At 61.0% G+C, this 23,928-nt stretch carries 19 protein-coding genes and 3 tRNA genes; 15 read left to right on the forward strand and 7 right to left on the reverse strand.

Translation table 11 applies throughout. The features are described 5' to 3' along the window. The first annotated feature begins 4 nt into the window (after positions 1-4). The 4 genes from B0B52_RS21460 to B0B52_RS21475 all read left to right on the forward strand — a co-directional run bounded on the left by B0B52_RS21460 (position 5) and on the right by B0B52_RS21475 (position 1,125). A tRNA-Gly gene (locus B0B52_RS21460) sits at positions 5-80 on the forward strand. Between the two features lie 104 nt (positions 81-184). Continuing rightward, positions 185-258, forward strand: a tRNA-Cys gene (locus B0B52_RS21465). 54 nt (positions 259-312) lie between these two features. Beyond that, positions 313-404 (forward strand) — tRNA-Leu (locus tag B0B52_RS21470). A gap of 82 nt (positions 405-486) precedes the next feature. Then, a complete protein-coding gene (locus B0B52_RS21475) occupies positions 487-1,125 on the forward strand; it encodes a DUF6806 family protein (protein WP_077595718.1) in 639 nt (212 codons plus the stop codon). On the opposite strand, the gene B0B52_RS21480 is transcribed toward B0B52_RS21475, so the two are convergent. Continuing rightward, a complete protein-coding gene (locus B0B52_RS21480; protein ID WP_077595719.1) occupies positions 1,122-1,772 on the reverse strand; it encodes a TetR family transcriptional regulator in 651 nt (216 codons plus the stop codon). The genes B0B52_RS21475 and B0B52_RS21480 overlap by 4 nt on opposite strands. 174 nt (positions 1,773-1,946) lie before the next feature. Here B0B52_RS21480 and B0B52_RS21485 point away from each other — a divergent pair, with 174 nt between their 5' ends. From B0B52_RS21485 to B0B52_RS21500, 4 genes are all read left to right on the forward strand, one after another. After that, complete coding sequence (locus B0B52_RS21485; RefSeq protein ID WP_077595720.1) at positions 1,947-3,227, forward strand: efflux RND transporter periplasmic adaptor subunit; 1,281 nt, start codon at positions 1,947-1,949, stop codon at positions 3,225-3,227. A gap of 12 nt (positions 3,228-3,239) precedes the next feature. Then, a complete protein-coding gene (locus tag B0B52_RS21490; protein WP_077595721.1) occupies positions 3,240-6,416 on the forward strand; it encodes an efflux RND transporter permease subunit in 3,177 nt (1,058 codons plus the stop codon). After that, positions 6,409-7,890, forward strand: a complete 1,482-nt coding sequence (locus B0B52_RS21495; RefSeq protein ID WP_077595722.1) for an efflux transporter outer membrane subunit — start codon at positions 6,409-6,411, stop codon at positions 7,888-7,890. Before B0B52_RS21490 ends, B0B52_RS21495 begins: the two co-directional genes overlap by 8 nt. A gap of 193 nt (positions 7,891-8,083) precedes the next feature. Continuing rightward, complete coding sequence (locus tag B0B52_RS21500; protein WP_077595723.1) at positions 8,084-9,397, forward strand: MFS transporter; 1,314 nt, start codon at positions 8,084-8,086, stop codon at positions 9,395-9,397. Here B0B52_RS21500 and murI read toward each other — a convergent pair. Further along, a complete protein-coding gene (gene murI / locus B0B52_RS21505) occupies positions 9,394-10,218 on the reverse strand; it encodes a glutamate racemase (protein WP_077595724.1) in 825 nt (274 codons plus the stop codon). The genes B0B52_RS21500 and murI overlap by 4 nt on opposite strands. Then, the gene (locus B0B52_RS21510) at positions 10,161-11,714 is read right to left on the reverse strand and encodes a fumarate hydratase (RefSeq protein ID WP_077595725.1); all 1,554 of its coding nucleotides are present in this window, start codon (positions 11,712-11,714) and stop codon (positions 10,161-10,163) included. Before B0B52_RS21510 ends, murI begins: the two co-directional genes overlap by 58 nt. Before the next feature lie 92 nt (positions 11,715-11,806). On the opposite strand from B0B52_RS21510, the gene fumC reads away from it, so the two are divergent. Continuing rightward, positions 11,807-13,192: a class II fumarate hydratase gene (gene fumC, locus B0B52_RS21515; protein ID WP_077595726.1), complete on the forward strand. Its 1,386-nt coding sequence runs from the start codon at positions 11,807-11,809 to the stop codon at positions 13,190-13,192. Positions 13,193-13,311: 119 nt separating this feature from the next. Here fumC and B0B52_RS21520 read toward each other — a convergent pair whose 3' ends face one another. Then, positions 13,312-13,920 (reverse strand): YqhA family protein, encoded by a 609-nt coding sequence (locus B0B52_RS21520; RefSeq protein ID WP_077595727.1) that lies wholly within the window; start codon positions 13,918-13,920, stop codon positions 13,312-13,314. Between the two features lie 155 nt (positions 13,921-14,075). Here B0B52_RS21520 and acs point away from each other — a divergent pair, with 155 nt between their 5' ends. Then, the gene (acs, locus tag B0B52_RS21525) at positions 14,076-16,073 is read left to right on the forward strand and encodes an acetate--CoA ligase (protein WP_077595728.1); all 1,998 of its coding nucleotides are present in this window, start codon (positions 14,076-14,078) and stop codon (positions 16,071-16,073) included. A 307-nt stretch (positions 16,074-16,380) separates the two neighbouring features. On the opposite strand, the gene B0B52_RS21530 is transcribed toward acs, so the two are convergent. Next, positions 16,381-16,695 (reverse strand): c-type cytochrome, encoded by a 315-nt coding sequence (locus tag B0B52_RS21530; protein ID WP_077595729.1) that lies wholly within the window; start codon positions 16,693-16,695, stop codon positions 16,381-16,383. 113 nt (positions 16,696-16,808) lie between these two features. Here B0B52_RS21530 and B0B52_RS21535 point away from each other — a divergent pair, with 113 nt between their 5' ends. Further along, complete coding sequence (locus B0B52_RS21535) at positions 16,809-17,048, forward strand: TIGR04438 family Trp-rich protein (RefSeq protein ID WP_077595730.1); 240 nt, start codon at positions 16,809-16,811, stop codon at positions 17,046-17,048. A gap of 171 nt (positions 17,049-17,219) precedes the next feature. Here B0B52_RS21535 and ilvD read toward each other — a convergent pair whose 3' ends face one another. Then, a complete protein-coding gene (gene ilvD, locus B0B52_RS21540) occupies positions 17,220-18,929 on the reverse strand; it encodes a dihydroxy-acid dehydratase (RefSeq protein WP_077595731.1) in 1,710 nt (569 codons plus the stop codon). Between the two features lie 99 nt (positions 18,930-19,028). On the opposite strand from ilvD, the gene B0B52_RS21545 reads away from it, so the two are divergent. After that, positions 19,029-20,045, forward strand: coding sequence for a LysR family transcriptional regulator (locus B0B52_RS21545; RefSeq protein WP_077595732.1), 1,017 nt, complete (start codon positions 19,029-19,031; stop codon positions 20,043-20,045). Here the strand turns inward: B0B52_RS21545 and B0B52_RS21550 are convergent. Continuing rightward, entirely contained in the window at positions 19,951-20,565 is a 615-nt protein-coding gene (locus B0B52_RS21550) for a DUF4124 domain-containing protein (protein ID WP_077595733.1), read from the reverse strand. The genes B0B52_RS21545 and B0B52_RS21550 overlap by 95 nt on opposite strands. Before the next feature lie 91 nt (positions 20,566-20,656). On the opposite strand from B0B52_RS21550, the gene lgt reads away from it, so the two are divergent. The 3 genes from lgt (at position 20,657) to B0B52_RS21565 (ending at position 23,910) form a co-directional block, all read left to right on the forward strand. Further along, positions 20,657-21,463, forward strand: a complete 807-nt coding sequence (gene lgt / locus B0B52_RS21555; protein ID WP_077595734.1) for a prolipoprotein diacylglyceryl transferase — start codon at positions 20,657-20,659, stop codon at positions 21,461-21,463. A 291-nt stretch (positions 21,464-21,754) separates the two neighbouring features. Beyond that, entirely contained in the window at positions 21,755-22,423 is a 669-nt protein-coding gene (locus B0B52_RS21560) for a GntR family transcriptional regulator (RefSeq protein ID WP_077595807.1), read from the forward strand. Then, a complete protein-coding gene (locus B0B52_RS21565) occupies positions 22,420-23,910 on the forward strand; it encodes a malonyl-CoA decarboxylase (protein ID WP_077595735.1) in 1,491 nt (496 codons plus the stop codon). Before B0B52_RS21560 ends, B0B52_RS21565 begins: the two co-directional genes overlap by 4 nt. Positions 23,911-23,928: the final 18 nt, after the last annotated feature.

Consider the following 23,928-nt stretch of genomic DNA (forward strand, 5'->3'; position numbering starts at 1 on the left):
AATCGCGGGAGTAGCTCAGTTGGTAGAGCGCAACCTTGCCAAGGTTGAGGTCGAGAGTTCGAGACTCTTCTCCCGCTCCAATTCAAAAGGGCAGCATGTCAAAATGCTGTCCTTTTTCATTGGTGGTGATTCATAAAGATGGCCGGTAAAATCCTGATGGTTTTGCTGGCAGCAGACAGATTACGGCGCGGTAACAAAGCGGTTATGTACCGGATTGCAAATCCGAGTAGGTCGGTTCGACTCCGGCCCGCGCCTCCATTCATTTTTGCCCGCCCCTTGTTCAGGGGCTTTTTTGTCCGTCGGTATCTCCTGGCCTGAGTGGTGAAATAGGTAGACACAGCGGACTTAAAATCCGCCGCTTCGTGAAAACGGGCGTACCGGTTCGATTCCGGTCTCAGGCACCAGCTCCAGTACGAGGCATCGCAAGCGCCAGCCTGCATACGTGGCGATGTTCATTTCAGACCACAAATGGTTAAGATAGATTCCATGGCCCGCTACAACACACCTCCCTTTGAAATACACGTCCACGGCGAAGTGCCGTTGCGTGAGGATGTCGGCTTTGAGCAGTTGCAGGAAGCCTTGAAGCCTCTCTGGAGATACTCCGGCGCCAAGTCACTGGCCGACGGCGCATCCAGCGTCTACGAAGAGGAGCCGGGCATACGGTTTGACGTGCACAAGCATCTGTTGCAACTGTGCTGGACGGTGCCTGGCGACGAAGATTTTCGGCAGGTCCTCGACGAGGTTTGCATGGCTCTCAATGAGCTTGCCGACAGCGGCGCACCGCTTGAAGTGACGTTTTACGATGCGGATTTCGACGAAGACGAGGAGCCCGACGGCGAAGAGGCCAGGGATGATTTCGCGATGTATTTTGTGGGCCCCACGCCGGCGGCGATCATGCAGGTCCAGCGCGACCTGCTGGTGCAGGACATGATCGGCTTGATGGAGCGTCACTTTGACGCCTCAGAACTTGGCGACGTAGTGTCCGCCGTTGACAAACTGTTCGAGCAACGTTTTGATGCACTGGTCAGTTCGATGCAGTTGGGTCGACCTCCGCGCGGTATGGGCGGCCCGCAGGGTGGCTCGGGCCATGGCGGCGGCGGGCGCAAGCCGCGGCACCTGCACTAAGGCAGGTTCGGGCCTTCGCTATCTGGGCGGATAAACCCCAGACCTCGCAAATACACGTCCACCACCTGTCGTCCCAAGGCCACAAGATCGAAATCGGCGCTCTCCAGCAACCAGCCCTGGATCAGCCCGTCGATGATGGCGTGCAGGCCTTGCGCTGCTGTAGCGGCGGAAACTGACAGTTCCATCCCACGCTGCTGGGCCGCCGTCAAGAGGCCACGTTCAACCTGCTCCAGAAAGTCGCTGCGGCTCTTGAGGTGACGCCGTCGAACTTCCATAAGCTCGTCCACATATTCGACCTTGTGGGTGGCTACCTCAAAGACACGGCGCGTTTGGGGATCGTTGGCGATGCGCGCCAATGCTTCTCCCACGCCGCTTCGAATGCGTGCCAGCGGGTCGGCTTGTGCTTCCTGCCCCAACCTGTCCTGAAAAGCCTGCTCAAGGGGCAGGATGACCCGCTCCATCATCGCGTTGAACAGATCCGCCTTGTCCTTGAAGTGCCAGTAGACGGCACCCCGCGTCGCCCCTGCACGGCGCGCAATATCCTGCAGGCTGGTGCGGGATACGCCCTGAGCCTGGAACAGGTGTTCGGCTGCGTCCAGCAGCTTATGGCGCGTGGCCAAGGCTTCTTCTTTGGTTCTCCGAACCACGGCGTCTCCTGAAATGCGTTTTTGGCTGTGGGTTGATATACATTCACAAATGTATGTAAACTATACCACTCGCCAAAACCCTTATTCTTTGCGGTTTCGTCTCGCTGGGCTTGCCGCTCATCGCCCGACGATCCCTCCATTGCGCTTTCATTCAAGAAAATCTCGAGGATCAGCATGCCCACGTCCCCCTCAAGCCAGCTCAGTCTGGCGTTTCCTTTTGGTCGTCGCCAGTCATGGGCGATGGTGGCTTTGCTTCCCTTGTTCCTGGCTGCATGCGGCAAGGACGGCGGTGCGCCCCCCACGGCGCCGCCATCTGCACAGGTGGGCGTAGTGACAGTTACCCAGGGCGATGTGGGGTTGGTCACAGAGCTTCCGGGCCGTCTGGAAGCCTCCCGTGTGGCCCAGGTTCGAGCGCGAGCCACCGGCATTTTGCAGAAGCGGATATTTCGTGAAGGCAGCGATGTGAAGGCGGGCCAGCCCTTGTTCACCATCGACGCAGCCCCCTACGCTGCGGCATCGGCCAGCGCCAAGGCCGGACTTGCCAGGGCGGAGGCTAACCTGGCTCAGGCCACAGCATTGGCCACACGCTACAAGCCGCTGGTGGAGGCCAATGCCATCAGCAAGCAGGAATACGCCAACGCTGTTGCCGCGCAAAAGCAGGCTGAAGCCGACGTGGCCGTGGGAAAAGCCAACGTGCAAACTGCTGGCATCAATCTCGGTTATGCCTCAGTCACCGCCCCGATTTCGGGACGTATCGGACGGGCTTTGGTAACCGAAGGCGCGTTGGTGGGGCAGGGCGATGCCACTCAGCTGGCTGTGATCCAACAGATTCACCCGATGTATGTCAACTTCACGCAGTCTGCCTCTGAAGTGATGAAGCTGCGTGCCGCGATGGACAGCGGCAAGTTCAAACGTGCCAGCGGCGATAACGCCGCAAGCGTGCGCATAGTGCTGGAGGATGGCACTGAATATTCACGTCCCGGGCGCTTGCTGTTTTCCGACCTGACCGTTGACGCCACCACGGGTCAGGTTACCCTTCGCGCGGAAGTCCCCAACCCCAACGGACAATTGCTGCCTGGTCTTTACGTCCGGGTCCGCCTGGAGCAGGCACAGGCCACCAATGCCATGACGCTTCCGCAACAGGCGGTCACCCGCTCGGGCCAGGGGGACACGGTGATGGTGGTGGATGCCGAAGGCAAGGTATCGACACGATCGGTCAAGATCGGTTCGGCCAAGGGCAACCAGTGGGTGATTCTGGAAGGGCTGAAGACCGGCGAGCAGGTGATGGTGGACGGCTTTCAGAAGGTCCGGCCGGGCGCAAGCGTCAAGCCTGTGCCTTGGCAACCGGGCGGCACCGCCCAGCAGCCTGCCGGGGCGGCCTCTGCGCCGGCCAACGCTGCTTCGGCACCTGCCACAGCGCCTGTCGCGCCAGCTGCTTCCGCAGCTTCGAAGTAAGGAGCGCGCTACATGGCCAAGTTTTTCATTGACCGGCCCATTTTTGCCTGGGTGATTGCACTTTTCATCATCGTGATGGGCAGTGTGGCGATCACTCAGCTGCCGATTTCCCAGTACCCCCCGGTAGCACCACCGGCCATCGTCATCAACGTTGCCTATCCCGGCGCCGCGGCCCAGACACTCGAAGACAGCGTACTTTCCGTGATCGAACGCGAGATGAATGGTTCACCCGGACTGATTTACATGGAATCAGTGGCTCAGGCCAACGGTACCGGCAGCATCACCATCAGTTTCCAGCCCGGTACCAACGCCGACCTGGCCCAGGTTGATGTGCAAAACCGTTTGTCGCGCGCTTCGCCGCGCTTGCCACAGGCCGTGACGCAGCAGGGTGTGCGGGTTGACAAGTCTCGCTCAAACTTCCTGCTGTTCACCATGTTGTCGTCGAGCAATCCGGCCATCGATCCGATTGCGCTGGGCGACTACGCTTCCCGCACCGTGGTCCCCGAACTGCAGCGCCTGCCCGGCATCGGCCAGGCCCAGCTGTTCGGTTCAGAGCGCGCCATGCGTATCTGGATTGACCCGGCAAAACTGGCGGGCTTCAGTCTGTCGTCCGCAGAGGTCACGGCCGCGATCCGGGCGCAGAACGCGCAGGTTGCTTCAGGAACCATCGGTGACTTGCCCAATGTCGCAGGGCAAGGCATCGCCGCCACAGTGGTGGTCAACGGCCAGCTCGCCAATGTGGAGCAGTTCGGCAATATTGTCTTGCGCGCCAACACGGACGGCTCTGCAGTGCGTCTCAAGGATGTCGCGCGTATTGAACTCGGTGGCCAGGCCTATGCAACTTCGGCAAGGCTCAACGGCCAGCCGGCCGTCGGTATTGGTGTGCAGCTTTCGCCCAGCGGCAACGCGCTGGCATCAGCCAAGGCTGTGCGCCAGAAGATGGCTGAGCTCGAGCGGTATTTTCCGCAAGGTGTGAGCTGGAGTATTCCGTACGACAGTTCACGGTTTGTCCAGATTTCAATTTCGCAGGTTGCTGTCACGCTGTTTGAAGCAATCGCGCTGGTGTTTCTGGTGATGTTTCTTTTCCTGCAAAACTGGCGCTACACCGTCATCCCGACCGTGGTGGTGCCCATTGCACTCCTCGGCACTTTTGGAACACTGCTGGCACTGGGCTTCTCCATCAATGTGTTGACGATGTTCGGCATGGTGCTGGTGATCGGCATTGTGGTCGACGATGCCATCGTGGTTGTGGAAAACGTCGAGCGCATCATGAGCGAAGAGGGCTTGCCGCCGTTGGAGGCGACACGCAAGGCAATGAAGCAGATCTCGGGCGCCATCATCGGCGTGACCGTGGTGCTGATCTCGGTGTTCGTCCCTTTGGCTTTTTTCGCCGGCTCCACCGGCAATATTTACCGCCAATTCTCGGCGGTGATGGTGGCGTCGATTGGCTTCTCGGCCTTCATGGCGCTGTCGCTCACACCGGCACTCTGCGCGACTTTGCTCAAGCCAGTGGAGGCGGGCCATCATCACGAGAAGCGCGGTTTCTTCGGCTGGTTCAATCGCGGCTTTTCCCGCACCGCCAAAGGGTATGAGGGCATTGTTGCCCGCGTGCTCAAGCGCGCTGCGCGTTACCTGATCATCTATGTGGCCATCATCGCTGCGGTTGCCGTGGTTTACATGCGGCTGCCGACATCCTTTCTGCCCGGCGAAGATCAGGGCAACATGCTGGTCAACGTGCAGCTTCCTCCGGGGGCTACCCAGGAACGCACGCTTTCCGTCATGCAGCAGGTCGAGGGCTACATCCTCAAGCAGCCTGAAGTGCAAAGCATGGTCGGGGTGTTGGGCTTCAGCTTTTCCGGCCAGGGTCAGAATGCGGCGCTCGCGTTCGTGACGCTGAAGGACTGGTCGGAGCGGGAAGGCAAGGGCCAGTCGGCCGAAGCCCTGGCGGGGCGTGCCTTCGGTGCCTTGTCCGGCATCCGCGATGCCTTCATCTTTCCGCTCAGCCCGCCACCGATTCCCGAGCTGGGTACGGCCAGCGGCTTTACCTTCCGCCTGCAGGACCGTGGCGGCGCCGGCCATGAAGCGTTGGTCAATGCGCGCAACCAGTTGCTGGGCATGACGGGCAAGAGCCCGGTGCTGGCCCAAGTGCGGCCGGACGGGCTGGAAGACGGCCCCCAACTGCAAATCGACATTGACCGCGACAAGGCCAATGCGCTGGGCGTTTCCTTCGACGCTATCAACACCACACTGTCAACCGCACTGGGCTCCAGCTACGTGAACGACTTTCCGAACCAGGGACGCTTGCAGCGCGTGGTGGTGCAGGCGGACGCACCGGCGCGCATGCAGCCCGATGACTTGCTGCAGCTCAATGCCAGCAACAACCAGGGCCGGTCGGTACCGCTCTCGGCCTTTGCGACCACACGCTGGGTGACCGGCGCGGCTCAGACCATCCGTTACAACGGCTACCCTGCGATGCGTATATCGGGCTCGGCGGCGCCAGGCTACAGCTCTGGTGCTGCCATGGCGGAAATGGAAAAACTCGCGGCCCAACTGCCACCGGGCTTCGGTTTCGAGTGGACTGGCCAGTCGCGTGAAGAAAAACTGGCAGGCTCTCAGGCGCTGATTCTTTACGGCTTTGCCATCCTCGCTGTGTTTCTCTGTCTGGCGGCGCTCTATGAGAGCTGGACCATTCCGCTGGCGGTGATCATGGTGGTGCCACTGGGGGTGCTTGGCGTCCTGCTGGCCACCCTGATGCGCGCCTACTCGAACGACGTGTATTTTCAGGTCGGGCTGATCGCCATCATTGGCCTGTCGGCAAAAAATGCCATTCTGATCATCGAGTTTGCAAAAGACCTGGAAGCACAGGGCAAGAGCGTGATCGAATCCGCATTGGCTGCGGCTCATCTGCGGTTCCGTCCGATCGTGATGACCTCCCTGGCATTCATGATGGGCGTGTTGCCGCTGGCCATTGCTACCGGCGCCGGCTCGGCGAGCCAGCGTGCCATCGGCACCGGGGTGATCGGAGGAATGATCACCGGTACGGCGTTGGCGGTCATTTTTGTACCCGTATTTTTTGTTGTGGTGCGCAGGCTGTTCAAGAGCAGCGAACGTCAACGCAAGATGTATTCCGACCACGCCAAAGCGGCTGGTTTTGATGGAGATGGCAATGAAGCTAAAGCCCATGAATAAAGCCAGATTGGCACAGCTGGCCGCACTGGGCGCGGCAGCGCTGGTGGCTGGTTGCTCGATGGCTCCGAAATACGAACGGCCCGAGGCCCCGATTGCCACCGACTGGCCGGGCTTGCGCCTGTCGCGCTCACTGGCCGGCACGGTGCCTGAGGCTTCGCCGGCCGTGCAGACCACAGCGGCAGCCGATATCGAATGGCAGAGTTTTTTCAGCGACCCCAAGCTGCGCCTGCTGATCGAGGCGGCCCTGCGCAACAACCGCGACCTGCGCGTTGCCGTACTCAATATCGAGCAGGCGCGGGCCCAGTTCCAGATCCGGCGAGCGGACCAGTTCCCAACCGTAGGTGCGGTGGCAACTGGTTCTCGCCAGCCCAGCACCAGTGGCAATGGCAGCATTTCCAGCACCTACACCGCCGGGTTTTCGCTCACCTCGTACGAGATCGATTTTTTTGGCCGCGTGGCCAGCCTGAAAGACGCCGCGCTGGCGCAGTACCTTGCAACCGAAGAGGGACGCAAGACGACACAAATTTCCCTGATTGCCTCCGTGGCCAACACCTACCTGAGCCTGTTGGCCGACGAAGAGTTGCTGGCCATCACCCAGCAGACGTTGGCAACGCGTGAGGAGTCCTTCAAGTTGAGCCAGCTCCGGTTTGACAACGGCGCTACCTCCGAGCTTGATTTGCGGCAGGCTGAATCGTTGACGGAAGCCGCGCGGGTCAGCCTGGCTCAGCTGCAACGCCAGCGGGCGCTGGATATCAACCTGCTGACCCTGCTGCTGGGCCAGCCGATGACGGGTGAGCTGGCTGCGGCATTGCCGGCAGGGCAGGCGTTGGCCGACGCACCGTTGATGATTGACGTGCCCGCTGGTCTGCCGTCGGACCTGCTTACCAAGCGGCCCGATATCCGCCAAGCCGAGCAGCAGCTGCTGGCCGCCAACGCCAACATCGGCGCTGCCCGTGCCGCATTTTTTCCGCGAATCTCGCTGACGGCTTCGGCCGGTAGTGTCAGCAACCATTTGTCGGGATTGTTCGAAAGCGGCACCTTCGGGTGGACACTGGCGCCGCAGCTGTTTTTGCCGTTGTTTGATGCGGGCCGCAATCGGGCCGGTCTCGACTCGGCCAATGCCGGCCGGGACATTGCCGTGGCGCAGTATGAAAAAGCCATACAGACGGCATTCCGCGAGGTGGCCGACGCACTCGCGGGCCGCGCGACGTTGGGTGAGCAGTTGCGCGCGCAGCAGGCCCAGGCCAGCGCTGAGGCAACCCGTTTTAAGTTGTCTGATCTGCGTTACCAAAACGGTATTGCCAGCCAGCTGGACCTGCTCGATGCACAGCGCTCACTGTTCGCGGCGCGTCAGGCGGTGGCGCAAACCCGCCTGCTGCAGTTGCAAAACCAGGTCACGCTGTACAAGACGCTGGGTGGCGGCTGGAAGGAACCCGATGCAACTGCTGCAGCGGCGGGTACCCCTACGCCCTGACCGAACCCGAGGGCAGCTTATGGCAGCCCTGCGAGGCATTCAAGCGCTATTTTTTAAGCATTTTTTGCCTCTAGCCCTTTGAATACGGGCGAAGACAGCTATTGAAATAATAGCACCACTTCCGTCCCGCAGCAGCCACAGGGCCGTGCACAGGGGCGTGGATTATGCTTGGCTCCTCTTCAGGAGCTCAGCCATGGCCCTTTTTTCCCAGGATGCCCTCAACCCCGGCGTGCGCAAGCGCGAAGTGTTTGGCTGGGCCATGTACGACTTTGCCAACTCCGGCTACACCACGGTCGTGATCACCGCGGTGTTTGCCGCTTACTTTGTGGGCGGTATCGCGCAGAAGGCTGAATGGGCCACGTTTGCCTGGACGGCAGCGCTCAGCGTGTCGTATGCGATTGTCATGCTCACCATGCCCAGCATCGGGGCCTACGCCGACCTGCGAGCGGCAAAAAAACGGCTGTTGATGATGGCCACCGTGGGTTGCGTGGTGACAACTGCCGCACTGGCCCTTGCCGGCCCCGGCAGCCTGGCTTTTGCAGTGCTGCTGATCATTCTTTCGAACACTTTCTTTGCCTATGGCGAGTCCCTGACCGCCGCTTTCCTGCCGGAACTTGCGCGGCCCGCCGCTCTGGGCAAGGTCAGCGGCTGGGGTTGGAGCTTTGGCTATTTCGGCGGCATGCTGGCCCTGGGTATCTGTCTGGGCTATGTGCTCTGGGCCCAGGCCCGGGGTATTCCGGCCGATCAGTTTGTCCCGGTCACCATGCTGATCACCGCGGTAATTTACGGGCTGGCATCGCTGGTGACTTTTCGCCTGTTGAAGGAACGCGCCCAGCCCAACCCGGCGGCCTTGCAGCAGGGCGGCTTGAAGGCGTCGCTGGTGCAACTCGGCCAGACCTTCCGCCAGGCCAGGCGCTACAAGGACTTCATGTGGCTGCTGGCTTGCGCCGTGTTCTACCAGGGCGGCGTGGCCGTGGCGATTGCGCTGGCCGCCATTTACGCCGAGCAAGTGATCGGGTTTCAGCCGCAGGAAACCATGGTGCTGATTTTTGTTCTCAACTTTGCCGCGGCCGGCGGTGCATTTGCCTTTGGTTATTTCCAGGATCGCATCGGCCACAAGCTGGCGCTCGGTATCACGCTCGTCGGCTGGATCGCCACCTGCGTGATCGCCGCCGTCACCACGACCAAGGGCGGTTTTTGGTATGCAGCCGCTATTGCCGGTGTGTGCATGGGCTCCAGCCAGTCGGCCGGCCGTGCCATGGCCGGCATGTTTTCACCCAAGCGGCAGCTGGCCGAGTTCTACGGCCTCTGGACTTTCGCGGTGCGTCTGGCCAGCATCATCGGGCCGCTGAGTTATGGCGCCATCACCTGGATGACCGGGGGTGACCAGCGCACCGCCATCCTGTCGACGGCCGTGCTGTTTGCGGTGGGCTTGGCCTTGCTGATTCCAGTAAATGTGCAGCGCGGGCGGGAAGCTGCGCTGGCAGCCGACGCATTGACGGATTAAATTCCGAGCCAGCGGCGCGCAGCCGCCTCCAGCGCCTGCTGCGAGCCCGTGGTGAGCAGCGTGACGCTGCCTTCACCTTCAGCTTTGAGCAGGCCCGCGGCTTCCAGCAGGCGGCGCGTCTGCCGCGCCACCGGCTCGCCCGTCTCGATCATTTTCACGTTCTCACCCGCATGGGCCGCCAAGTAGTGCTGGGCAAACGGGTAATGGGTGCAACCCAGCACCAGCGTGTCGATCTGGCCCTCTTCACCGCCGAAACTGCCAAGGGCCTGCATGTAGCGGGCGCTCAGCTGCGTGATCTGCCCGGCATCGTCGTTCTGGATGGCGTCTGCCAGGCCATCGCAAGGCACAAACACGAAATCGGCCTGGTCTTTCAGCGAGTCATGCAGCGTGCGGACTTTGGCGCTGGTCAATGTTCCGCGTGTGCCGATTACGCCAATGCGGCGCGTCTTGCTGAGGGCGACTGCCGGTTTGAGCGCGGGCTCGACGCCCACCAGCGGCAGACCCGGATATTGCGCGCGCACCAGATGAACGGCGGCAGCGGTCGCCGTGTTGCAGGCAATCACCAGGGCCTTGACCTGATGCGCGCGCAACAGGCGATCCACCACAACACGGGTGCGCTCGATGACGTAGTCGTCACCCCGCTCGCCATAGGGCGCAAAGCCTGCGTCGGCCAGATAGACAAAATCCTCGGCCGGAAGCTGGGAGCGCAGCGCCTTGAGAATACTCAGGCCACCGACGCCGCTGTCAAATACTCCGATGGGCTTCAAGCAGCCGCGACCGCAATGCCCTTGAACTCCCCGGTGGCAATTTTCTTCTGCCATTCGGCCGGGCCGGTGATGTGCGCGCTGGTGCCGCCGGCATCCACCGCCACAGTGACGGGCATGTCCACCACGTCGAATTCGTAGATGGCTTCCATGCCGAGGTCGGCAAACCCCACCACCTTCGCGCTCTTGATCGCCTTGCTGACCAGGTAGGCGGCACCGCCCACGGCCATCAGGTAGGCGCTCTGGTGCTTCTTGATGGCGTCGATGGCGACCGGGCCACGTTCGGCTTTGCCGATCATGGAGATCAGCCCGGTTTGGGCCAGCATCATCTCGGTGAAGCCATCCATGCGGGTGGCGGTGGTTGGTCCGGCGGGGCCCACGGCTTCGTTGCCGACCGGGTCCACTGGGCCCACGTAATAAATCACGCGATTGGTGAAATCGACCGGCAGCTTTTCACCTTTGGCCAGCATGTCGGCAATGCGCTTGTGCGCCGCATCACGGCCGGTCAGCATCTTGCCGTTGAGCAGCAGCGTGTCGCCGGGCTTCCAGCTGGCAACTTCAGCCTTGGTCAGGGTGTCGAGGTTGACCTTCTTGCTCTTCACGTAGTCGGGCGTCCAGTTCACGTCGGGCCACAGGTCCAGCGAAGGTGGGTCCAGGTACACCGGACCGCTGCCGTCGAGCACGAAGTGAGCGTGGCGCGTGGCAGCGCAATTGGGAATCATGGCCACGGGCTTGCTGGCCGCGTGGGTCGGGTACAGCTTGATCTTGACGTCCAGCACTGTGGTCAGGCCGCCCAGGCCTTGTGCACCTATGCCCAGGGCGTTGACCTTGTCGAACAGTTCCAGGCGAAGTTCTTCGGTTTTGGTGAGCTTCTGGCCGGCCGAGGACTTGGCCTGGAGTTCGTACATGTCCAGGTCGTCCATCAGGCTTTCCTTGGCCATCAGCACGGCTTTTTCGGCGGTGCCGCCAATGCCAATGCCCAGCATGCCGGGCGGGCACCAGCCGGCGCCCATGGTGGGCACGGTTTTGAGCACCCAGTCCACCACAGAGTCGCCGGGGTTGAGCATGACCATCTTGCTTTTGTTTTCCGAACCGCCGCCTTTGGCCGCGACGGTCACTTCCACGGTGTTGCCCGGCACGATTTCGGTGAAGATCACTGCGGGGGTGTTGTCCTTGGTGTTCTTGCGGTCAAACTGCGGATCGGCGACGACGCTGGCGCGTAGGGTGTTGTCGGGATGGTTATAGCCACGCCGCACGCCTTCGTTGATGGCGTCGTCCAGGCCGCCGGTAAAACCGTCCCAGCGCACGTCCATGCCGACCTTGAGAAACACATTGACGATGCCGGTGTCCTGGCAGATCGGACGGTGGCCGGTCGCGCTCATCTTGCTGTTGGTCAGAATTTGCGCAATCGCATCTTTGGCCGCCGGGCTTTGCTCGCGCGCATAGGCCCGCGCCAGGTGGGCAATGTAGTCGGCCGGGTGGTAGTAGCTGATGTACTGCAGGGCGGCGGCAACGGATTCAATCAGGTCGGCTTGTTTGATGAGGGTTGTCATGGTCAGGGTGATTCGTGGGGGTGGCTTTTCAAGGGGGCCAGCCGTGTGCTACGGTAGGTGCCACCCCGTATTTTGACAGGTAAGCGAAGACCATGAAGACACGCACTGAACACGACTCTTTCGGCCCGATTGATGTGCCTGCCGACAGGCTGTGGGGCGCGCAGACCCAGCGCTCCCTGCAAAACTTCGATATTTCGGGCGAGCAGCAGCCCCGCGAGATCATCCGGGCGCTGGCGCAGGTCAAGCGGGCCTCCGCCAGTGTCAATCTGGCGCTGGGCCTGCTTGACGTCAAGAAGGCAGGGGCCATCATTGCTGCCGCCGATGAGGTGATTGAAGGCCGGCACGCTGACGAGTTTCCTCTGGTGGTGTGGCAAACCGGCTCGGGCACCCAGACCAACATGAATGTCAATGAAGTGCTGGCCAACCGTGCAAGCCAGCTTCTGGGCGGCGAGTGCGGGGAAAACCGGCTGGTGCACCCCAACGACGAGGTGAACCGCAGCCAGTCGTCCAACGACGTATTTCCCACTGCCATGCATGCGGCGGCGGTGGACGCGATTTCCAACCGGCTGATTCCGGCGATTGAAAAACTGCATGGCACGCTGGCACAAAAGGCCCGGGACTTTGATCGCATCGTCAAAATCGGTCGCACCCACCTGCAGGACGCCACACCGCTGACGCTGGGCCAGGAGTTTTCAGGGTATGCGGCGCAGTTGGCTCACGGCCAGCAGCACTTGAAGGCGGCCTTGCCGCATTTGTGTGAGCTGGCATTGGGCGGCACGGCCGTAGGCACCGGGCTGAACGCGCCTGCCGGTTATGCCGAGCAGGCTGCGGCGGAACTGGCGCGTTTGACAGGTCTGCCGTTTGTCACCGCTCCGAGCAAGTTTGAAGCCATGGCCTCCTGCGACGCGCTGGTTCACGCGCATGGCGCGCTCAAGACCCTGGCCGCCAGCATGATGAAAATTGCCAATGACGTGCGCTGGCTGGCCAGCGGCCCGCGCAGCGGTATTGGCGAGCTGAGTATTCCGGAAAACGAGCCCGGTTCATCCATCATGCCGGGCAAGGTCAACCCCACGCAAAGCGAAGCGGTGACCATGCTGTGCTGCCAGGTGTTCGGCAACGATGTGGCCATCAACCTGGGCGGCGCGTCGGGCAACTTCGAGCTCAATGTGTTTCGCCCCATGATCGCCCACAACTTCCTGCAAAGTGTGCGGCTGCTGGCAGACGGCATGGTCAGCTTCAACGACCATTGCGCCGTGGGCATTGAGCCGAACCGGGACCGTATCGCCGAACTGGTGGACCGTTCCCTGATGCTGGTGACGGCGCTCAACCCGCATATCGGCTACGACAAGGCTGCCTTCATTGCCAAGAAGGCGCACCAGGAAGGCAGCAGCCTGCGCGAAGCGGCTGTTGCGTCGGGCCATGTGACGGCGGAGCAGTTTGACGAATGGGTGGTGCCCGGCAACATGACAGGGCGCTGAGAGTGCCCGCAAATTTGCTATCTTATTTATAGCTGCTTGCGACCGTAGAACAAGGAGGAATGGCCAATTTGAATACAAAAAAAGGGCATAACTGCCCTTTTTTGCCTTGCGCGAAGAACTCAGTGTTTTTGCGCGGCGATTCCCGACATGATCTTGTCGGTGTAGGCGATGGCCAAGGCGGAAAGCAGGAAGGTGATGTGGATAGTCGTCTGCGCAACAAGCACCCGGTCGGTGTAATTGTCGGCATTGATGAAGGTTTTCAGCAGGTGGATGGAGCTGATGCCGATGATGGCGGTTGCCAGCTTGACCTTGAGTACGGAGGCATTGACATGGCTCAACCATTCGGGCTGGTCGCGGTGGCCTTCCAGGTTCATGCGGCTGACAAAGGTTTCGTAGCCGCCAACGATCACCATGATCAACAGGTTGGAGATCATGACCACGTCGATGAGCGCCAGAACCACCAGCATGATGACTGTTTCATTGAGTGTGGTGACCGGAGTGGTGGTCTTGTAGCCAATGCTGGTGATCAGCGCCTGCAGCGCAGTCTGGCTGCCGAAAACGGCCTCGATCAGGTGCAGCAGTTCAACCAGAAAGTGGAACACGTAGACACCCTGGGCGGCAATCAGGCCGACGTACAGGGGCAGCTGCAGCCAGCGACTGGCGAAAATGAAGTTCGGAATCGGCCGCAGCGGCGAGACTTTGTCGGAGTTGATTTTGGGTTCTGACATGAATTTGAGGGTTTGTACGGATTTTGCGAATTGTAGGCGGGCTCGGAGGGCCTGCCGCTTGAGGTAATCTGTAAGCTTGGTGCCAGTCAGTCGAATGTAAGTGCCAAATATGACATTAGCACGCATTGCATTCAAACCCGAGGAGACAAGCCATCATGAACGCGCCCTTATCTGCCATCGAATCCACACTGGTCGAAAACCGGGTGTTTCCCCCGAATCCGGCATTTGTCAAAGCTGCGCGTATTTCGGGTATGGACGCCTATCACGCGCTGTGCGCTGAAGCCGAGAAAGACTTCGAAGGTTTCTGGGCCCGGCTGGCGCGCGAAAACCTCAGCTGGAAAAAACCTTTCACCCAGACACTGGACGAGTCGAATGTCCCGTTCTACAAATGGTTTGCAGACGGTGAACTCAATGCCTCGTTTAACTGCCTGGACCGCCACCTGGGTACCGCCACCGAGAACAAGAAGGCCATCATCTTCGAGAGCGACGACGGCAAGGTGACTAACGTCACCTACAAGGAATTGCACGGCAAGGTCTGCCAGTTCGCCAATGCGCTCAAGGCCATGGGCATCAAGAAGGGCGACCGCGTCATCATCTACATGCCAATGACGGTGGAAGGCGTGGTTGCCATGCAGGCCTGCGCCCGCATAGGCGCGACCCACTCGGTGGTGTTCGGTGGCTTTTCCGCCAAGAGCCTGCAGGAGCGCATCCAGGACGCTGGCGCGGTCGCGGTGATTACGGCCAATTACCAGTTGCGTGGCGGTAAGGAGCTGCCGCTCAAGGCCATCGTGGATGAAGGGATCGCCATGGGCGGCTGCGAGTCCATCAAGAATGTGATCGTCTACCAGCGCACCTCCACCGTCTGCAACATGGTGACCGGGCGCGACAGCCTGATGCACGATGTCACCGCCAAGCAGCCGGCCACCTGCGAGCCGGAATTCGTGGGCGCCGAGCATCCGCTGTTCATCCTGTACACCTCCGGCTCGACCGGCAAGCCCAAAGGCGTGCAACACAGCACGGGTGGTTATCTGCTCTGGGCCAAGTTGACGATGGACTGGACCTTCGACATCCAGCCTTCCGACGTGTTCTGGTGCACGGCCGACATCGGCTGGATCACCGGTCATACCTATGTGGCCTATGGGCCGCTGGCCGCGGGCGCCACCCAAGTCATCTTCGAAGGCATTCCCACCTACCCGAATGCCGGACGCTTCTGGCAGATGATCGAAAAACACAAGGTCAGCATTTTCTACACGGCGCCCACCGCGATCCGTTCGCTCATCAAGGCCGCCGAGGGCGACGAAAAAATCCACCCGGCCCGTTCTGATTTGAGCAGCCTGCGCATTCTCGGTACGGTGGGCGAGCCCATCAACCCTGAGGCCTGGATGTGGTACTACAAAAATGTGGGCGGCAAGCGCTGCCCGGTGGTGGACACCTTCTGGCAGACCGAAACCGGCGGCCACATGATCACTCCGCTGCCGGGTGCGACACCGCTTGTGCCCGGCAGTTGCACCCTGCCGCTGCCCGGCATCATGGCGGCCATCGTTGATGAACTGGGCAAGGACGTGCCCAACGGTTCCGGCGGCATGTTGGTCGTCAAGCGCCCGTGGCCCTCGATGATCCGTACCATCTGGAACGATCCCGAGCGTTTCAAGAAGAGCTATTTTCCCGAGGAAATGGGTGGGAAAATCTACCTCGCAGGCGACGGCGCAGTGCGCAGCACCGATCGCGGTTATTTCCGCATCACCGGGCGTATTGACGACGTGCTCAACGTGTCGGGCCACCGCATGGGGACGATGGAGATTGAGTCGGCGCTGGTGTCGCATTCCGCGCTGGTGGCCGAGGCTGCTGTGGTGGGCCGACCCGACGACCTGACGGGCGAGGCGATCGTGGCTTTTGTGGTGCTCAAGCGCTCGCGGCCCACGGGTGAGGAGGCCAAGGCGATTGCCAAGGAGCTGCGCGACTGGGTCGGCAAGGAGATCGGACCGATTGCCAAGCCCAAGGACATCCGCTTTGGCGACAACCTGCCCAAAACGCGCAGCGGAAAAATCATGCGACGCCTGCTGCGCGGCATCGCCAAGGGCGAGGCCATCACCCAGGACACCTCCACCCTGGAAAACCCCGCCATCCTCGATCAGCTGTCTGAAAGACAGTGAGGGAGGGCGGCGCAAGCCGCGTCAGCGAAGCTGTGGTGGGGATGGAGGACACTCATATCGCGAAGCGATGTGATGTGGCCACAAAACCCCGCCATCCTCGATCAGCTGTCTGAAAGACAGTGAGGGAGGGCGGCGAAGCCGCGTCAGCGAAGCTGTGGTGGGGATGGAGGACACTCATATCGCGAAGCGATGTGATGTGGTCACAAAACCCCGCCATCCTCGATCAGCTGTCTGAAAGACAGTGAGCAGGCGACCATGAAAAAGCCCGCTTCAAGCGGGCTTTTTTTGAGCTGGTGAGCCGCAGAGATTATTTCTGCGTCAGCACCCAGGTGGCCAGCTTCTTGGCTTCGTCGGCATTGACCTGTGCATTGGCCGGCATGGGTACTGGACCCCAGACACCGGCACCGCCTTTGACGATTTTTGCAGCCAGCTTGTCAACTGCGTCTTTCTGGCCAGCATATTTGGCCGCCACGTCCTTGTAGGAAGGGCCGACCAGCTTCGTGGCCACGGCATGGCAGGCCATGCAGTTTTTGGCGGTGGCCAGTTGCAGGTCCGCCAGGGCCGGCGTGGAAACGGCAAAGCCGGCAGCCAGCGAAGCAATCAGTATGCAGAGACGTTTCATCGTTAACCTCATGGATAGAGTTGTAGATTCGGGTACAGTCAATCAACGTTATTGTAGTGGGGCAGGTTGACCTTGCTGTGTAAAGGTCAAGCCCGGATTTTCAGGAGTCAGCCATGTATTTTTTACTCATCGGCATCATCGGCATTGCATTGAAGTATCTGGAAGTGGCGCCGGTGGCGGGCTGGCCCTGGTGGGTCGTTCTGGCGCCGTTCGGGCTGGCCGTGCTTTGGTGGTGGTGGGCCGATAAATCGGGCTACACCGAAAAAAAGGCCATGGAAAAAATGGAAGTACGCAGGCAGGCGCGAGTCGACAAGCAACGCGATGCGATGGGGATGCTCAAAAGACGGAAGTAGAGCCCCCACGGTTGCTCACTGCGTGTAGCGCCCTGCCCCCCGAGGGGGCCGCTGCGCCTGCGGGCCGGCGGAGCCGGACCCGCGGCCCCTGCTTGCAGGGAGCGCCGCTCGCTACGCTCCGGCGCAAAAAAAGGCCCTTACCGCTTCATTGAGAGCGCGTTTGCTGCAATCTCAATAATCGTCGAGTACCGCGCCCTTGCTGGCGCTGGACGCGTTGAATGCAAATTTCGCTTGAACGCCGCGCATGTAACGCGGCAGGGGCGCTTTCCAGCCCACTTTGCGTTTGGCCAGTTCGTCATCGCTGATGTTCAGTTGCAGTAGCAGCTGTTTGGCATCAATCGTGATGGAGTCACCTTCCTTGATGAAGGCGATGTTGCCGCCGGCTGCCGCTTCCGGTGCGACGTGGCCGACCACCATGCCCCAGGTGCCGCCCGAAAAGCGGCCGTCGGTGATGAGGCCGACGCTTTCGCCCAGGCCTGCGCCGATCAGCGCACCGGTAGGTGCGAGCATTTCGGGCATGCCGGGGCCACCTTTGGGGCCGAGGTAACGCAACACCATCACGTCGCCCGCCTTGATCTTGCCGGCCAGAATAGCTGCGAGTGCTGACTGCTCGTCGTCGAAGACACGCGCCGGGCCGGTCATCACCGGGTTTTTCAGGCCGGTGATCTTGGCGACGCAGCCTTCGGGCGAGAGGTTGCCCTTGAGAATGGCCAGGTGGCCCTGTTTGTACATGGGCTTGTCGATAGGGCGAATCACGTCCTGGTCGGCGCGCGGGACGTCGGGAACACCTTTGAGCACTTCTGCAATGGTTTGGCCACTGATGGTCAAACAGTCACCATGCAGCAAGCCCGCAGCCAGAAGCGTCTTCATGACCTGCGGAATGCCACCGGCCTTGTGCAGGTCCACCGCGAGGTATTTCCCGCTGGGTTTTAGGTCGCAGAGCACAGGTGTTTTCTGGCGCACGCGCTCAAAGTCGTCAATGGTCCAGTCCACTTCAGCGGCGTGAGCAATCGCCAGGAAATGCAGCACGGCATTGGTCGAACCGCCGGTGGCCATGATCACGGCAACGGCGTTTTCAATCGCCTTTTTGGTGACGATGTCGCGTGGCTTGATGTTCTTTTTGATGGCCTCCACCAGCACCTTGGCCGATTCCCTGGCCGAGTTGGCTTTTTCGTCGTGCGGGTTGGCCATGGTCGACGAGTAGGGCAGAGAGATGCCCAGCGCCTCGAAAGCGGACGACATGGTGTTGGCCGTGTACATGCCGCCGCAACTGCCGGTACCGGGGATGGCGCGGCGCTCGATTTGCAATAGGTCTTCATCACTCATGCGGCCTGCCGAATGTTCGCCCACGGCCTCGAACACGCTGACGATGTTCAGGTCCTTGCCCTTGTAATGGCCTGGCAGGATGGTGCCGCCGTAGACGTAAATGGCTGGCACATTGGCACGCAGCATGCCCATCAGGCCACCGGGCATGTTCTTGTCGCAGCCGCCGACCACCAGCACGCCGTCCATCCATTGGCCCTGCACGCAGGTCTCGATGCAGTCGGAGATCACTTCGCGGCTGACCAGCGAATATTTCATGCCTTCGGTGCCCATGGCCATGCCGTCGGAAATGGTGGGCGTGCCGAAGACCTGCGCGTTGCCGCCGGCCTCCTCGATGCCTGCAATGGCCGCGTCGGCCAGTTTTTGCAGGCCGCTGTTGCAGGGCGTGATGGTGCTGTGGCCGTTGGCCACGCCGACCATAGGTTTCTTGAAGTCGCTGGATTCATAACCCATGGCGTAGTACATCGAGCGGTTGGGCGCCCGGGATGTGCCTTCAGTGATGTTCTTGCTGCGGCGGTTGATCGCGTCGCCGATGCTGTCTTTGTCCTGCTGTGTCATGGGTGTCTCTGCTGTGGGGGGTTGGCAAAAAGGTGAGTATGCGCTGCCTTTTTGTGTTGTTCCAATATATTTATGAAGCTGTATTAATATGCATGGGATATGACAACACCAGCCATTGAACTCCGACTTTGGCGCCAGTTTGCGGCAGTGGCCGAGGAACTTCACTTCGGCCGTGCCGCAGCACGGTTGCATATGACGCAACCGCCGCTGACCCAGGCGATTGCCCATCTGGAAGCGCTGCTCGGGGTGCGCCTGTTTGACCGCACCAAGCGCAGTGTGCGCATGACCGACGCCGGCGAGGCGCTGTTGCCGCAGGTGTTGGATTTGCTGGCACGGGCGCAGGCATTGCCTGCGCAGGCACGGGCAGCTGCAGCAGGGGAGGTGGGCCGCCTGCGGTTGGCTTTTGTATCTACCGCTGGTTTTTCACTGCTGCCCGAATGGGTCAGGCTTTTTCGTGAGCAGTATCCGCGCGTCCAGCTGGAGCTGCTGGAGGCCACCGGTGACACGCAGCTGCAGGCCTTCGAGCGCCATGAAATAGACGCCGGCATCATGCTGCACTCGCCTGGTTTTGCACCGGTGGGGCTGGAACGTCGCCTGATTGCCCGGGAGCCCCTGGTGTTGGCGCTTGCTGCGGAGCACCCGCTTGCCGCCAAAACGGCCTTGACGGTGGACGACGTGTTGGACCAGCAACTGGTGATTTTTCCACGCCGGATATTGCCGTCGCTTTACGATGCCATTTTTGCGATGTACCACGCCGCGGGGCAGTTGCCGCAGGTTGCGCAGGAGGCGATCCAGATGCAGACCATCGTCAACCTGGTTTCTGCCGGGCTTGGCATCGCCTGGGTGCCCGAGAGTGTCAGGCAGTTCCAGCGCTCTGGGGTTGTTTACCGAAGCGTTGCCGCAGGAAAACCGGGGGCCAAGGTGGCGGGCCGTGTTGTCCGGCCCGTGGTTCCCGGATGTGAAACCAGCCTGGTCTGGCCAGCAGGCGATGCCAGTCCTGCATTGGAGCGCTTGATGGCTTTTATCGGCGAATCGCCCGATGGAATGCCTCATCTGCCTCACGCTGTCGACGAGCCGCAACCGCACTTTGTTGCTGCTGGCGTTCTGAGGCGCTGAGTTCGCGCTGTTCCATCCTGCGTTGGGCTATTTCCCCCGCACTGCTGCAGCGCGCGCCGTGGTTGGCTTCGCAGTTGGCAATGATTTGCTGGTTGCTGCTCCCCGCGGACGCCGGTGTCGACTTTCGCAGGCCACCGGAAGGCGAAGGCATGGCCTGGCGTGACGAACGCGCTGCTGCGTTGGCACGATCCGCGGCTTGCGCGCGCGCATTGGCCGCTGCGTTTTCCGCTGCCCAATTCTTGGATCCGGTAGTTGCACCGCCGTTGCCGTAAAGCACGCCTGGCTCGCCTTTCACTGGCGTGCCGCTGGTTGGTGCTTCTGCTGCCGTGGGCATGGCAGGGGCCCGCAGGAGTAGTTTTTCGCCGCTACCGCCTTGAGCTGCGCAAGGTGTTTGCGAAAACACTTTTTTACCGCCGGCATCGATGCACTGGTACACCTGCGCCCCTGCGTGTTGCGCGAAGAACAGGCCGACCAGGCCAGTAACAGTGGTGAGGTAGAAAGACTGGCAAAACTGGCGCATGGCTTGATCCGATGTGGCGGTGCCCGCAGTCTAAACCGGCGCTGCCTGCATGTAAGCCTTTTCCTACCGGGCTTGCGTGCAAAATACCGCCATGCTCATTCATCCCCAAATCGATCCCGTCGCCCTGCAGCTTGGCCCACTGGCCATTCACTGGTATGGCTTGACCTACCTGGCCGCGTTTGGCTTGTTCTTGTTTCTGGGGATTCGCCGGCTGCGGCATGAGCCGTATGCATCAATGTCGGGTGCTGCCGCCTGGAGCCGCAGGGATATTGAGGACATTCTGTTTCTCGGAGTCATGGGCGTAGTGCTTGGCGGACGCATTGGTTATTGCCTCTTTTACAAGCCTGGCTATTACCTGGCACACCCGCTGGAGATACTGTATGTCTGGCAGGGTGGCATGAGTTTTCATGGCGGCCTGCTGGGCGTGCTGGTTTCGCAGGTCTGGTTTGCACGCACCCGGCAAAAACCGTGGCTGCAGGTGATGGACCTGGTGGCGCCCTGTGTGCCGACCGGGCTGGCGGCGGGGCGGGTCGGCAACTTCATCAACGGCGAGCTGTGGGGGCGTTTCAGCAGCCCGGACCTTCCTTGGGGCATGGTTTTCAGGCAAAGCGGTTCAATGTTGCCGCGCCACCCCTCGCAGGTCTACCAGTTTCTGCTGGAGGGGCTGTTGCTCTTCGTGCTGCTGTGGCTGTATGCACGCAAGCCGCGCAAGACCGGGCAGGTGTCGGCGGCGTTTCTCGCCGGTTACGGCGTGTTCCGTTTCATTGCCGAATTTTTCCGCGAGCCGGACGATTTCCTTGGGGTGCTGGCGCTCGGCATGAGCATGGGCCAGTGGTTGTGTCTACCGATGATCGCGGCCGGTGCCTGGCTCTGGTTGTGGGCTGAAAAACGGGGTTAGCCCATACCAGACGTACATGGTTTGCTATCGTTAATATAGCGAAAAGCAACCGTAAGGGGGCAATCAGCGGCAGCAAGACCCGTCTCTGCGGTCCGGCCTGCGGGTTTTTACCTGTGGTTTTATGTACCAACACTCTTGCAAGGGCGCTTCTAATCTTTAATAATTACCTGTAATTATAGGAAATTATGACAATTCAAGCGATTCAGCTCAAAGGATTTGCAGCCAGTGCCTTCCGGCGCGGCCTCTGTTCACCGGCGTATGGCCTTCACTTCTGCAGGGCGGACTGACACCATGCGCCTCGTCCAGAGCTCACTGCACCAGGAAGTCGCGGCCACGCTGCGTGAGCAGATTTTTGCCGGGGTGTTCGCTCCTGGCAGTTTTCTGGACGAGCTGGTGTTGTGCGAGCGGTTGCAGATTTCGCGTACACCGCTGCGCGAGGCACTCAAAGTGCTCACGGCAGAGGGGTTGTTGCGGCACGAGCCGCGGCGCGGCTGTTTCATCAGCGAGGTCACCGAGAAAGACCTGGACGATATTTTCCCGGTGATTGCGCTGTTGGAAGGGCGTTGTGCCTATGAAGCGGCGCGCAATGCCACCGATGCAGACCTGGAAGCCTTGACCCGACTGCACGAGCGCCTGGCCAGCCATGCCCAGGCGGGCCGTATCAATGACTATTACGAGACCAACTTCGCCATCCACGAGGCCATCATCACGCTGGCGGACAACCGCTGGCTCGCCACCGCCATTGCGGATTTGCGCAAGATTCTCAAGCTCGCCCGTTCACAGCAACTCCATGCGCCGGGTCGGCTGGCGCAGAGCTTGTTCGAGCACATGGCGGTGTTTGCTGCGCTCAAGGCGCGCGACAGCGAAGGTGCCGACGCGGCCATGCGCACCCACCTGACTCGCCAGCGCGAAGCGCTGCGCGAGCTGGCCCGCAGCCAGCGCACACGGGTGAGCGCATGAACGCGGCCGACTGGATCAATCGCAGCGTGTCCCGCTTCGCGGGCGATAAAAAACAGGCATCAAAAGAGCCCGAGGCCCTTGCGCCACCTGCGCAAGCAGCTACAAAAAAAATAGCAACTGGCGCATCGGTGGACGCACTTCCGGCAGTGCGTTCTACCCGGGAGCGCCTGAAGGCGACGCTTCGGCAAAAAGAAGAAGCCCTGTCACCCCGGGTGTTGCGCCGTACGCTGGAAGAGCTCCGGGCCATCGTCGATCCGCAAGTCAGCGAGGTCGAAGGCGGGCGCCGGGCACGCGGCGTCGCTGGCTGGTATGCAGGGGCTTCGCTCAATGAACGCCGTGACATGTGGCTGCTGATGAGCGAGCAGTTTGTGGCCGATGCGCAAAAGGTCAAGCTGGCGCAGGCCCAGTTTGCCGCAGCGGTGGGAACACCTGACGAAGCGGTGGCTGAAGTGCGCTACCGCCGGGCCACGGTCTCGCCGCGCAGGCGGCTGCTGCAGCGCTTCAGTGCCTTTCCGGAAGGATTCCGTTTCCTGGTCGACCTGCGCGCCGACATGCTGCCCTACCTCAAGGCGGACAAGCGCCTGCAGGCGCTCGATGTCGAGATGGAATACATGTTCTCGACCTGGTTCGACGTGGGCTTTCTCGATTTGCGCCGCATCAGCTGGGATTCGCCGGCATCGCTGATCGAAAAGCTGATCAAGTACGAAGCCGTGCATGACATCAAGAGCTGGGCCGATGTGAAGAACCGGCTTGACAGCGACCGCCGGTGCTATGGGTTTTTTCACCCGCGCATGCCCGATGAGCCGTTGATCTTTGTGGAAGTGGCGCTGATTGACGAGATGGCCGCCGGCATTACGCCGCTGCTGGATGAGTCGGCGGCACCGGCGGACCTGGCCAAAGCCACCAACGCGATTTTTTATTCCATCAGCAACACGCAGGCCGGTTTGCGCGGCGTGAGTTTTGGCGACTCGCTGATCAAGCGAGTGGTGGAGACCCTGTGCGCGGAATTTCCCCGGCTCAAGCACTTTGCCACCTTGTCGCCGATTCCCGGTTTTCGCCAATGGCTTGGCAAAAACGCCGGCGCCATGCTGGAAGCGCTTGATGACAAAGAGCGCGCCTTGCTGGGCCGCGCCGTCGGGTTTGAGCCGCCCACGGCGCAGCATTTTCTTACGGCAGCCGACACGGCATCCACGCTGGACGAGAAATCGCCTGTGCGCCGCATGCTGCTGCATTGCGCGGCACACTACCTGGGAAAGGCGCTGGAAGACGGCAAGCCGCTGGATCCGGTGGCGCGTTTTCATCTGGGTAACGGCGCCCGCATCGAGCGGCTGAACTGGATGGGCGATCCTTCGCCGAAAGGGCTCAAGCAGTCCTGCGGCTTGATGGTCAATTACCTTTATGACCTCAAGCGGCTGGACAAGCACAGGGCGCTGCTGTCTCAGGGGAAAATCCCCGTATCCGGTGGTATTGAGGGTTTATATATTTGATGGTGATGCAGGAATTTT

Origin of the sequence: Polaromonas sp. A23, from assembly GCF_002001015.1 — a bacterium.
Taxonomy (GTDB): domain Bacteria; phylum Pseudomonadota; class Gammaproteobacteria; order Burkholderiales; family Burkholderiaceae_C; genus Polaromonas.